This is a genomic window from Polaromonas sp. P1_E12, assembly GCF_056405975.1.
Genome location: NZ_JBFUBB010000001.1, coordinates 259334 through 271612 on the forward strand (window position 1 = coordinate 259334; position 12279 = coordinate 271612).

The 12279-nt window shown below is 62.1% G+C and carries 10 protein-coding genes; 4 read left to right on the plus strand and 6 right to left on the minus strand.

Going from position 1 to position 12279, the window contains the following annotated elements; translation table 11 throughout:
• Nucleotides 1–47 precede the first annotated feature (47 nt).
• From AC1D13_RS01200 to AC1D13_RS01225, 6 genes are all read right to left on the minus strand, one after another.
• Nucleotides 48–2417 carry a heavy metal translocating P-type ATPase gene (locus tag AC1D13_RS01200; RefSeq protein ID WP_477688792.1) on the minus strand — a complete coding sequence of 790 codons (2370 nt, stop codon included), beginning with the start codon at nt 2415–2417 and terminating at the stop codon, nt 48–50.
• A 206-nt stretch (nt 2418–2623) separates the two neighbouring features.
• Nucleotides 2624–3412, minus strand: a complete 789-nt coding sequence (locus AC1D13_RS01205; RefSeq protein ID WP_457279269.1) for an SDR family NAD(P)-dependent oxidoreductase — start codon at nt 3410–3412, stop codon at nt 2624–2626.
• A 2-nt stretch (nt 3413–3414) separates the two neighbouring features.
• Nucleotides 3415–4056: a 2-dehydro-3-deoxy-6-phosphogalactonate aldolase gene (locus tag AC1D13_RS01210; protein WP_477666295.1), complete on the minus strand. Its 642-nt coding sequence runs from the start codon at nt 4054–4056 to the stop codon at nt 3415–3417.
• 35 nt (nt 4057–4091) lie between these two features.
• Nucleotides 4092–4973 (minus strand): 2-dehydro-3-deoxygalactonokinase, encoded by an 882-nt coding sequence (locus AC1D13_RS01215; RefSeq protein WP_457279267.1) that lies wholly within the window; start codon nt 4971–4973, stop codon nt 4092–4094.
• Nucleotides 4970–5902 carry a sugar kinase gene (locus AC1D13_RS01220; RefSeq protein ID WP_477666296.1) on the minus strand — a complete coding sequence of 311 codons (933 nt, stop codon included), beginning with the start codon at nt 5900–5902 and terminating at the stop codon, nt 4970–4972. The genes AC1D13_RS01215 and AC1D13_RS01220 overlap by 4 nt, the downstream gene beginning before the upstream one ends.
• Nucleotides 5903–6116: 214 nt before the next feature.
• The gene (locus AC1D13_RS01225) at nt 6117–7856 is read right to left on the minus strand and encodes an IlvD/Edd family dehydratase (RefSeq protein ID WP_457279265.1); all 1740 of its coding nucleotides are present in this window, start codon (nt 7854–7856) and stop codon (nt 6117–6119) included.
• Between the two features lie 67 nt (nt 7857–7923).
• On the opposite strand from AC1D13_RS01225, the gene AC1D13_RS01230 reads away from it, so the two are divergent.
• From AC1D13_RS01230 to AC1D13_RS01245, 4 genes are all read left to right on the plus strand, one after another.
• Entirely contained in the window at nt 7924–8919 is a 996-nt protein-coding gene (locus AC1D13_RS01230; RefSeq protein ID WP_457279264.1) for a 2-hydroxyacid dehydrogenase, read from the plus strand.
• Between the two features lie 139 nt (nt 8920–9058).
• Complete coding sequence (locus AC1D13_RS01235; protein ID WP_457279263.1) at nt 9059–10435, plus strand: ABC transporter substrate-binding protein; 1377 nt, start codon at nt 9059–9061, stop codon at nt 10433–10435.
• A gap of 72 nt (nt 10436–10507) precedes the next feature.
• Entirely contained in the window at nt 10508–11380 is an 873-nt protein-coding gene (locus tag AC1D13_RS01240) for a carbohydrate ABC transporter permease (RefSeq protein WP_457279262.1), read from the plus strand.
• Nucleotides 11377–12228, plus strand: coding sequence for a carbohydrate ABC transporter permease (locus AC1D13_RS01245; RefSeq protein WP_457279261.1), 852 nt, complete (start codon nt 11377–11379; stop codon nt 12226–12228). Before AC1D13_RS01240 ends, AC1D13_RS01245 begins: the two co-directional genes overlap by 4 nt.
• The last annotated feature ends 51 nt before the right edge of the window (nt 12229–12279 follow it).

Below are 12279 nucleotides of genomic sequence, written 5' to 3' on the forward strand. Positions count from 1 at the left end.
CAGCTTAGCAATCAAACCGGGCGAAGTCAGCCCTGATTAAGCACCGGTTAAAAACGCTTTTCGCGCAGCCTCAGCGCATTGCTGATCACCGACACCGAACTCAGGCTCATCGCCAGGGCCGCGATCATGGGCGACAGCAGCCAGCCGGTGAAGGGAAAGAGCAGCCCCGCGGCCAGCGGTACACCGAGGGAGTTGTAGACGAAGGCAAAACCGAGGTTCTGCTTCATGTTGGCGATCGTCGCTTCCGAGATTTTCCGGGCCTGTGCGATGCCGCGCAAATCACCCTTGACCAGCGTGATCTGGGCGCTGTTCATGGCCACGTCGGTGCCTGTGCCCATGGCAATGCCCACGTTGGCCTGCGCCAGGGCCGGGGCGTCATTGATGCCGTCGCCGGCCATGGCAACGATATGGCCTTCATCCTGCAGGCGCTTGACCAGTGCCAGTTTGTCGGCCGGCAGCACGCCGCCGTGCACCTCGTCAATGTTCAGGCGCCGGGCGATGGCTTTGGCGGTGGTCAGGCCGTCGCCTGTGGCCATGATCACGCGCAGGCCGGCGGCTTTGAGCGCTGCCAGCGCTTCGGGCGTGCTGGCTTTCACCGGATCGGCCACGGCGAGCAGGCCCGCAAGCCGGCCGTCGACCGCCAGGTGCATCACGCTGGCGCCCTCGGCCCGCAGGGCCTCCGCCTGGGCCAGCAGCGAATCCACCGAAACACCAACTTGCGCCATCAACGCCGTATTGCCTAGCGCGAGCAGCCGACCAGCCACATGCCCGCTGACGCCGATGCCGCTGGCGGACTCGAAGTTCTCTGGCGTGTCCAGCGTCAGGCCGCGAGCGCGCGCTGCGGCTACTATGGCCTCGGCCAATGGGTGTTCGCTGCCCTGATCCAGGCTGGCGGCCAGCCCCAGCACTTCGTCGGCACTGAAGCCGGTGGCGGGAATCGCGCGGTCGAACGCCGGCTTGCCGGCCGTCAGCGTGCCGGTCTTGTCGACGATCAGTACGTCGACGGTGCGCAGGTGTTCAATCGCCGCCGCATCGCGGAAAAGAATGCCCTGGCCGGCCGCCTTGCCGGTGGCGACCATGATGGACATCGGCGTGGCCAGGCCCAGTGCACAGGGGCAGGCGATGATCAGCACTGCTACCGCGTTGATCAGGCCGTAAACCCAGCTCGGCTGCGGGCCGAAAAATCCCCATCCCAGAAAGGTCAGTACGGCCACGGCCACCACGGCCATGACAAACCATCCGGCCACCTGGTCGGCCATGCGCTGCAGGGGTGCCTTCGAGCGTTGGGCCAGCGCGACCATCTGAACGATTTGCGACAGCATGGTTTGCGCGCCGACGCGCTCGGAGCGCATCACCAGGGCGCCGCTGGTGTTGAGCGTGGCGCCTATCAGCTTGTCGCCCGGACGCTTGCTCACGGGCAGGGGTTCTCCGGTCAGCATGGATTCATCGACGGCGCTGCCGCCCTCGGTAACGATGCCGTCGACGGGCACTTTTTCGCCGGGGCGCACGCGCAGGTTGTCTCCCACGTGCACGTGGGTTAGCGGCACGTCTTCCTCGGTGCCGTCGGCCTTGATGCGCCGCGCGGTTTTGGGCGCCAGTCCCAACAATGACTTGATCGCGGCGGAAGTTTGCGAGCGCGCCTTCAGTTCCATCACCTGGCCGAGCAGCGTCAGTGAAATGATCACGGCCACCGCCTCAAAGTAAACCGCTACACGGCCCATGGAAATAAACGACTCCGGAAACACACCGGGCGCGAGGGTGGCGACCACGCTGTAGGCAAAGGCCGCGCCTGTTCCCAGGCTGATGAGGGTCCACATGTTCGGGCTGCGGTGGACGACTGATTGCGCGCCACGCACAAAGAAGGGCCAGCCTGCCCACAATACGACCGGCAGGCTCAGCACCAGCTCTATCCAGCTCTGGACAGTCATGTCGAACCAGCCGAGCTGGTGGCCGAACATGGCCAGCACCGTCACCACCATGCTCAACGGCAGCGTCCACCAGAAGCGGCGGGTGAAGGAGACGAGTTCCGGGTTTTCGTCCTCGTCAAGGCTGGGCATGACGGGCTCCAGTGTCATGCCGCAGATTGGGCAGTTGCCCGGATGGTCCTGCCGGATTTCCGGGTGCATGGGGCAGGTGTAAAGAGTTCCGCCGGCCTGGCCCGCATCAGGCCCGCGCGCCGCTTCGGGCGCAGGCTCTGCTTTGAGCGCACCGACATAGGCCGCCGGATCTGCGGAGAATTTGGCCTGGCAGCCGGCGCTGCAGAAGTAATAAGGCCTTCCCTCGTGCTCAAGATGGTGCGCGGATGCCGTGGTGACGTCCATCCCGCAGACCGGGTCTTTCAGTTCGTCCGGGGCGGTGGGCGGCAGGTGAGCGTTTGCCTGTGCGGTTCCCGGTGCGGCGTGGGAGGTGTGGTTCATGGAGGGCTTCCTTTGGTGTTCTGCAGACCTGGACCAGGCCCATGAGCAAGGGTAGACCTTCCCCCTGTGGGAAGGTCAAGCCCCTCTGGATTGGAGGAGAGTTTCCCCTGGAAGGCTCTGGTGATCTTCAGCGCCTTCCGCGGTGGATTGCATGATCCACATCAACTGAAAGGGGAAAACCGGCACGCTTTCGCGTGCATGCCAGGCTACACCGGCACGGTGTAGTTCAGCGTCATGCGCCCACCATCGACCACGACGATTTCGCCTGTGATATAGCTGGCGGCGTCGCTGGCGAGGTAGGCTACCGTGTCGGCGATCTCCGAGGGCTCGCCCAGGCGCTTCATGGGGGTGCGGCTCATGATCTTGGCCTTGGCTTCGTCGCTGGTGAGCACGGCCCTGGCGGCCAGTTCGGTGGCGATGGTGCCGGGGGCAACCGCGTTGACGCGCACGCCCTGGCTGGCCAGCGACAGCGCCATCACGCGCGTGAGCTGGTTAATGCCGCCTTTGCTGACGTTGTAGCTGGCAATGGTGGGAATGGCGAGCACGCCGTTGACTGAGCTCATGTTGATGATGCTGCCCTTGCCGGCGGCCGCCATCACGCGCGCCACGGCCTGCCCGACCAGGAAGGATCCCTTGAGGTTGATGCGCAGTACGGCGTCGAAGTCGGCTTCCGTCACGTCCAGAAACTCTGCGGCCTTGAAGATGCCGGCATTGTTGACCAGCACGTCGATGCGGCCGTGCGCGGCCACGGTTTGTTCAACCAGCGCATCGACTTGCACTTTGTCGCCCACGTCGCAATGAACATACAGGCCGCCGAGTTCTGTGGCCAGCGCCGTGCCGCGCGCGTCGTCTATATCGGCGATGACGACCTGCGCTTGCTCACGCGAAAAACGCCGCACGCAGGCCTCGCCGATGCCTTGGGCACCGCCGGTGACGATGCAGACGCGGCCCGCCAGCCCGAACGATACCAGGGACGTTTCTGTAGGTGAAATCATGCTCATGCCCTTATGGTACCAGCGCAAGCAGCTATAAATTCCATAGCAGATTCGGAGACCTGGGCGGCGGAAGAACCTGGTTTGTAGAGTGCCGATCCGATGCCGAAACCGTTGGCACCCGCGGCCAGGTAGGGCGCCATATTGGCAGGCGTGATGCCGCCGACCGGCAGTACTGCGGCTTGCGCGGGCAGCACCGCACGAAGGGCTTTCACGACTGCCGGGGTAATCATTTCGGCCGGGAAAATCTTCAGCCCTGTCGCGCCCGCTTCGAGCGCAGCAAATGCCTCGCTGGCAGTCATGATGCCGGGCAGGCACACCAGGCCGAGGCGGACAGCTTCGCGCACCACCGCCGGGTTGAAATTGGGCGAAACGATGAGCTGGCCACCCGCGGCGTGGACGTCACGTACGGCTTCAGGAGTCAGCACCGTGCCCGCACCGACCAAAGCCTGCGGAAAGGTGCTGGCCATGGCGGCAATGCTGTCCAGCGGCTGGGGTGAGTTGAGCGGAATTTCGATCAACGTCCAGCCCGTGGCAACGAGTGCCTGGCCGACAGGCAGGGCCTCCGCCGGCGTCAGTCCGCGCAGGATGGCCACCAGGGGGAGGGCGCCGAGGGCCTGGGAAAATTTTTGGTGAGCGTTGTTCATGGTGTTCTGCAGGTTGAGGCGCAATACTGCGCCGGTCAGGCCAGGGTATCGGCGATGGCGCGCAGGCCGCGCCAGGTGGCGCCCGCGCCCACGCGCTTCACGGGCACATTGATCTGGACCAGTGCCTGTTCGTAGCGCGCCGTGAGCGCCTCGGCGCCCATCACCACTACAGGCTCGCCGCGTGGCAGTGCCTGGGATTTGAGTTCTTCGCCGATGACCAGGCCCGACAGGTAGCTGGGCAGGGCCTCGGTTGTCATTCGCTGGAACAGCGACAGGGTGCGTGTGCTGAAGGCGGTGTTCAGCAGGCCGGGGCCGGCCAGCGCATGGGCCACGCCCTGATCGAAGGCGGCGGCGTCCAGCGCGGGTTCGTCGTCGGGCAGCATGCGTGCGAGGATGGATTGGCGGCGCAGCAGCGCATAGAACTCGCCGGTCATCCAGGTCGAAAAATCAGTGACCTGCCGGTTTTCGACGGTGACCCATTTGCTGTGTGTGCCGGGTAGCACCAGCCGGGCGTTCGTCAGACCCAGCAGCTGCAAGGCGCCAAAGATCTGCGTTTCCTCGCCGCGCATGACGTCGGGCACACCGCCCTTGTCTATGCTCAGGCCGGGCACGATGGCGATGCGGCCGGGCTCCACCCATTCCAGTGCGGCGGCGATCGCGTCAAAGCCGGCGGGGCAGGCGCAGTAGGGCGCTTCGCGCCAGCCCTGTTTGCTGCCGGCCATGCCGGAGATCAGGCACAGCGTGCCTGACGTCATCCAGTCGGCAAAGCAGCTTGCAAAAACCTCCGGAAAGGTACCGGGAGCGACGGTCAGGATGCCACGTGCGAAGGAGCGCTCGTCCAGGGCTGTGCCGGCGCCGTCGATCAACGCGCCGCGCAATGAAGAGCTGCCCCAGTCGACTGCCAGAAGGCGGCTCACAGCAGGGCCCTGACCTGTTCGGGACGCGGCAGCGGAGCGACCGCGCCGTAGCCCTGCACCGTGAGGGCGGCCGCTGCATTGGCATAACGGGCCGCATCAAAGACGTTATCGCCCGCCGCAATGCGCGCCAGCAGGTTGCCGCAAAAGCAGTCGCCTGCGCCGGTGGCATCCACCAGCTTCACGTTGTGCACGGGCACGCGCTCGCGCCGCGTGCCGTCGCTGACCAGCGCGCCGTCGCCGCCGAGCTTGAGCACCACGGTTTTGGCGCCCAGGGCATGGCCCCAGTCCGTCACCGCGTCGGGGTCTGTCATGCCGTTGAGGGTGGTGATGTCTTCCAGGCTTGGCAGGAAAATGTCGCACAGTGAAACGGCGTGGCGGGTGCAGGCAAGCGCCCGGTCCAGCGGCCAGAGCTTGAGCCGCAGGTTGGAGTCAAACGACACGAGGGTACCGGCCTCTTTGGCCAGTTTCATCGCGGCAAACGCTGTGTCGCAGGCACTGGCGGAAATCGCCAGCGAGATGCCTGACACATGCAGGACCTTGGCTTCACGCACGGCCTGTGCGGCGCCGCCTTGGTGCAGCCAGGCAGGGGTCATGCGGCTGGCCGCGGAGCCCGCACGCAGGTAGCTGAACTCATGTCCATTTTTGCCGTGTGTGACGAAGTAAAGGCCGGTGCTGGCTTCCGGATCTTGCTGGACTGCGGTCGTCGAAACGTTTTCTGTGGCCCACAAGGTCATCAGTGATTGGCCGAAAGTGTCACCGCCCAAACGGGTTAAATAAGCTGCGATGGCGCCCGCGCGCGCGGCGGCAATCACGGCATTGCTGGTGTCCCCGCCAAAGCCTTGCAGGTAGTTGGGTTGGCCAGCCTGGGTCTGGTTGAACTCCACCATTGCTTCGCCGAGCGCGACGACATCGAATTTTCTGGCTTGCATAGAACTTTCTGGCATCCTTTGCTGTCCCGAAAAGGTAGCAGCATGCGCGCCTCAAGGCCTTGATTGGCGCGCGGGCGCGGTGGGTCGTAACGCGGAAATTTCCAGAAGAAAATACCCGCGTTTGAAGCCTCCATGTTACCCGCGGCCCGGTCGCGGCGCCGTACCCGCGCTGTACCCCGAAAGGGATGGCCGTACAAGCAGCGTCTGCTGATTCTCAGTGATTGTCGCGCGGCACGAAAGAGCCACGCTTGCCCACCAGAAAATCCAGGTCCACACCTTCGTCGGCCTGTAGCACGTGGTCGATGTACAGCTTCCAGTACCCCGAAGACAGCGGTGGCTCGGGTGCTTTCCAAGTGGTCATGCGCCTGGCAAGCTCTTCGTCGCTGACATGCAGGTGCAGCCTGCGGTTGGGCACATCGAGTTCGATGATGTCGCCGTTTTGCACCAGGGCCAGCGGTCCGCCTGCTGCGGCTTCAGGGGCTGTGTGCAATATCACGGTGCCATACGCTGTTCCGCTCATGCGGGCGTCGCTGATGCGGACCATGTCGGTGATGCCTTTGCGCAGCACCTTGGGCGGCAGCGGCATGTTGCCGACTTCGGCCATGCCGGGGTAGCCCTTGGGCCCGCAGTTTTTCAGCACCATCACGCAGTTCTCGTCGATGTCCAGGTTTTCATCGTCGATGCGTGCGTGGAAATCTTCAATGGTTTCGAACACCACGGCACGGCCCTTGTGCACCATGAGTGCAGGCGTGGCCGCGCTGGGCTTGATGACCGCGCCGCGCGGCGACAGGTTGCCGCGCAGCACGGCGATGCCGGCCTTGTCCTTGAAGGGCGTGGAGAGCGGCATGATGACATCGGTGTTGTAGTTTTCCGCATCAGCAATGTTCTCGCCGATGGTTTTGCCGTTGGCCGTGATGGCGCTGGTGTGCAGGTGCTGCGCGATTTCCTTCATCACGACAGGCAGGCCGCCGGCGTAACAGAAGTCTTCCATCAGGTATTTTCCGGAGGGCTGCAGGTTGACCAGGCAGGGCAGTTCGCTGGCCAGGCGGTCAAAGTCATCGACCGTCAGCTTCACGCCGATTCGCCCGGCGATGGCAATCAGGTGAATGACGGCGTTGGTCGATCCACCGATCGCGGCCAGTGTCTTGATGGCGTTTTCAAATGCTTCGCGCGTGAGGATTTTCGACAGCGTGAGGTCTTCGTGCACCATTTCGACGGCACGGCGCCCGGCCATGCGGGCCAGTACATTGCGCCTGCCATCCACCGCCGGGTATGCGGCGTTGCCGGGCAGGCCTATGCCCAGCGCCTCGACCATGCTGGCCATCGTTGATGCCGTGCCCATGGTCATGCAGTGGCCGTGGCTGCGGTGCATGCAGCTTTCGGCCTCAAAAAACTCGGCAAGTTTGAGCGTACCGGCCCTTACCTGCTCGCTCATGCTCCAGACGCCGGTGCCGGAGCCCAACTCCTGACCACGCCATTTGCCACTGAGCATGGGCCCACCGCTGACACCCACCGTAGGCAGGTCGACGCTGGATGCTCCCATGACCAGTGAGGGAGTGGTCTTGTCGCAACCCATCAGCAGCACGACGCCGTCGATCGGATTGCCGCGAATGCTTTCTTCCACGTCCATGCTGGCCAGGTTGCGGTAGAGCATGGCGGTGGGGCGCAACAGCGTCTCGCCCAGCGACATCACCGGAAACTCGAGCGGAAAGCCGCCTGCCTCATAGACACCGATCTTGACCTGCTCTGCAATGGTGCGGAAATGCGAGTTGCAGGGAGTCAGTTCGCTGAAGGTGTTGCAGATGCCGATGACCGGACGGCCGTCAAACTGGTCATGTGGCACGCCCTTGCCCTTGACCCAGCTGCGGTAAGCAAAACCGTCGCGGTCTTGCCTGCCGAACCATTGCTGGCTGCGGAGTTCGTGGGGCAATTTTTTCTTGGCTGAATCGCTCATTCGGGAAAGTCCTTAATTTTCAAACATATTATCGTCATACCATTGATTCTAAATCTTAGTGAAAACCATGACCGCAGGAGTTCGCCCCTTGTCTGCCCCGCCATCCGGCCCTTCCGTCCGTCCGCATATCCTTGCTGTTGCCAAGCTCCCGCCCTTTCTGATGGAGCCGCTTCAGGCGTCCTTTGAGGTGCACGACAGGCTGCATGAAAGCGACCCGGCGGCCTTTGCCAAAGTTGCATCCCTCATACGCGGCGTTGCCGGTGGCGGCGAATCCAGGGTGCCGCGCGCATTGATGGACCAGTTGCCCGCACTCGAGATCATTTCCATCATGGGTGTGGGTTATGACGGCGTCGACGTCACCAGCGCACTGGAACGCCGTATCCCGGTGACGCACACCCCTGGGGTACTGAATGACGAGGTCGCCGACCTGGCCCTGGGTCTCATGCTGTCAGTGGCACGGCGCATACCGCTGGCCGACCGTTATGTGCGGGCCGGGCGCTGGGCGAAAGAAGGACCCATGCCGCTTGCACGCAAAGTCTCGGGTGCTCGCCTGGGAATTGTCGGGTTGGGGCGGATAGGTCAGGCTATCGCCAGCCGGGCTGAAGCCTTTGGCATGTCGATTGCCTACACCGGCCGCAGCGCCAAGCCTGAACTTGCTTACAGCTTTTACCCGACGGCACAGGCACTGGCTGCCGCGGTGGACTTCCTGGTGGTCATTACGCCGGGCGGAGTCGGCACCCGCCATCTGATCAATGCAGATGTACTGAAAGCGCTGGGCCCTGCGGGTTATTTGATCAATGTGGCGCGTGGGTCTGTTGTGGATGAGGCCGCTCTCGTGGGTGCATTAAAGAATGGCGTCATCGCCGGCGCGGGCCTCGATGTATTCGAGCAGGAGCCGCATCCCCTGGAGGCGTTGTGGTCCATGGACAATGTTGTGCTGACCCCGCACATGGCCAGTGCCACTGTGCAGACGCGCCACGCGATGGCCAATCTGGCGGTCAGCAATCTGCAGGCGCACTTTGAAGGGCAACCCCTCCTCACCCCTGTACCGGAATGGCATTGAAAGGGGGGCCAACGAGCCTTGGTGCTTCGGGTTTTCCATAGAAAACACTTCGGTTAAACATCATATGATAACAATGCGTCAAGGAACGCAGGCGCCGTTTTGCCAGCTAAACAATTAACCCGCAGAGGAGACAAGCCAAATGAGACTCAAGACAATCCTTGCCACCGCGATGGTCGCGGCAGGCCTGGTGACAGCCGGGCAGGCTGTGGCCCAGGAAAAGCTCACCGTCTGGTGGGTCAAGGGCTTTTACAAGGCCGAAGATGACGCACTTTTCGCTGCCATCAAGAAGTACGAAGACAAGCACAAAGGCGTCAAGATCGAGCTGTCGCAGTACCCGGTGCAGGACATGATCCCGAAAACCGTCGCGGCCCTTGACTCCGGCAGTCCGCCCGATGTGGCTTATGCCGACGTCTATGACTTCCAGGTTGCAGGCAAGTGGGCCTTTGACGGCAAGCTCGAAGACATCAGCAGCGTGATCAACCCCATGCGTGCGCGTTTTGCGCCCAACACGGTTGAAACCGCCTTTCTCTATAACGACGTCGCCAAGAACCGGGCCTATTACGCCTTTCCGATGAAGCAGCAGACCATGCACATCGAGTACTGGGTGGACATGCTCAATGAAGCCGGCTTCAAGGAGTCCGACATTCCTACCGGCTGGAAGGACTACTGGTCATTCTGGTGCGACAAGGTGCAGCCGGCTTATCGCCAGAAGAGCGGCAATCGCACCTTTGGTATCGGCCAACCGCTGGGCGTGGATTCGAGCGATTCCTTTTATTCGTTCCTGACTTTCATGGACGCCTACAACGTGAGTCTGGTCAGTGACAGCGGCAAGTTGCTGGTTGATGACCCGAAAGTCCGTGCCGGCCTGATCAGTGCGTTGACTGACTACACGCAGCCGTACGCCAAGGGCTGCACGCCACCGTCGTCCACCAGCTGGAAAGACCCGGACAACAATGTCGCTTTCCACAACAAGACCACCATCCTGACCCACAACGCCACGATCTCGATCGCCGCGAAATGGCTGGACGACATGAACAACGCGTCGCTCAAGCCCGAAGAGCGCGAGACCGCGAAGAAGAACTACACCGAGCGCATCCGCACGGCTGGCTTCCCAAACAAGCCCGACGGCAGCAAGATGGTTTACCGCGCCGCCGTCAAGGTGGGTGTGGTGTTCAACCAGGCCAAGAACAAGGCCCGCGCCAAGGAGTTCGTGTCCTTCCTGATGCAAGAGGAAAACCTGACGCCTTACGTGGAGGGCTCGCTGGGCCGCTGGTTCCCTGTGACCAAGACTGCGCAGCAGCGTCCGTTCTGGAAGGCTGACGCGCACCGCCAGTCGGTCTACAACCAGTTCATGAACGGCACGGTCAATTTTGAATTCACCAAGAACTACAAGTTCACCATCTTGAACAATGAGAACGTCTGGGCCAAGGCGGCCAATCGCGTCATCAATGAAAAAGTGCCGGTGGACAAGGCTGTTGATGAAATGATTGCCCGCATCAAAACCGTGGCCAACTGACCTTTCGCTGACTGAAGAAAGCCGCGCTGCCCGGACTGGATCGCCCAGACGGGTGGCGCGCGTACCAAAAGCATGAGCACTGCAATCATCGACCAGGCCGGCCCCTCTTTGCGCGCAGAGCGCGGAGCCATGACTTCATGGGAGAAGTGGGGGCTGGTTCTTGTTATTCCCTATCTGCTGATATTTCTGGTTTTCGTTATTTACCCGGTAGGGTATGGCTTGTGGCTCGCACGCCATCCCGAGAGTTATGTCCGGCTTTTTGCCGACCCGATATTCTTCCGCTCGCTGGTCAATACCGTGGTGTTTATCGTCGTGGCGGTCAACGTCAAGATGGTGGTCGCGTTATTCCTGTCGGGTTTTTTCCTGAACACGCGCTGGTGGGTCAAGGGCTTGTCGGTCGTATTTATCCTGCCTTGGGCGGTGCCGTCGATTCCGACCATTCTGTCCATGCGCTTCATGCTCAACCCTGAGTGGGGTGTCATCAATACGCTCATTTACAAGATGACCGGCGTTGACGGGCCCAACTGGCTTAATGATCCGACGCTGGCGCTGTGTTTTTCGATGCTGGCCCACATCTGGAAGTCGTTGCCGTTCTGGACACTGATTCTGCTTGCCGGCCGTATGGCCATCCCGGCCGAGCAGTATGAAGCAGCGTCGGTAGACGGTGCCACCATCTGGCAGAAGTTCCGGTTCATCACCTGGCCGTCGATGCGCTCGCTCTACCTGACGTCGACCATCCTGTCGATGATCTGGACGCTGGGCGACTTCAACAGCGTTTACCTGCTCACGGGCGGCGGGCCCGCCGATCTGACCCATGTGCTGGCTACGCTCGGCATCCGCTATTTGCGCCTGGACCAGGTGGATCTGTCGCTGGCGTCCATTGTCGTGGCCCTTCCCCTCGTCTTGCCGCTGGTGTATTTCATGATGAAAAGGTTGTCCAAATGAGCCGCATCACACTTCGCAAGGTGAGTCGCGAGGCCAGACTGCTGTTGATCGGTATCCCGGTGCTGCTGTGGACGCTGATTCCGATCTACCACATGGTGCTGTTTGCAATTTCGCCAAGAAACGAAGCCACGACGGGGCGGCTCTGGCCTAAAAATCCCACATTGAGCAATTTCGAGACGGTGTTCTGGCAAAAGCATTTCTACCTCGACCACTTCTGGGTGCAACTGGGCAACTCGCTGGTGATCGCGCTGTCTGTGGGCGTGTTGACGCTGGTGGTTTCCACCACCGCAGCCTTTGCCATCAGCCGCCTCAAAGTGCGCGGAGGCCGCACGGTGATGAACATGGCGCTCTTCACCTACTTCATTCCCGCCGCTTTCCTGGCCGTTCCCATGTACAAGACCATGGGTAACTACGGCATGCTCAACCACCAGTGGTCGCTGATTCTGGCCATGGTGACCATCGCCTCGCCGTATTGCATCTGGGTGCTCAAGCAGGCCTCCGACAAACTGCCTTACGAACTTGACGAAGCGGCCAAGATGGACGGCGCTACGGCGATGCAGTTGTTTCGGCTGGTTTACCTGCCACTCATGGTGCCGTCGCTGGTGGCGGTTGGCACCTATGCGCTGCTGCTGGCCTGGAACGAGTATCTCTACGCCTTCCTGCTGCTGTCCAGGGACACCAGCGTGACGCTGGCGGTGGCGTTGGGCAATTTCCTGGCGGCCGACGATTCGCCCTGGGAACTGCTGATGGCCACCGGCCTGATTTACGCGCTGCCTCCGGCGGCTATCTATTACACATTCAAGCGCTACATGGTGTCCGGCCTGACGGCCGGCGCCGTGAAAAGCTAAACATGACCCCCACGCTTGTCACTTTGTGTACTGCGCGAGGCCTTGCAGGCC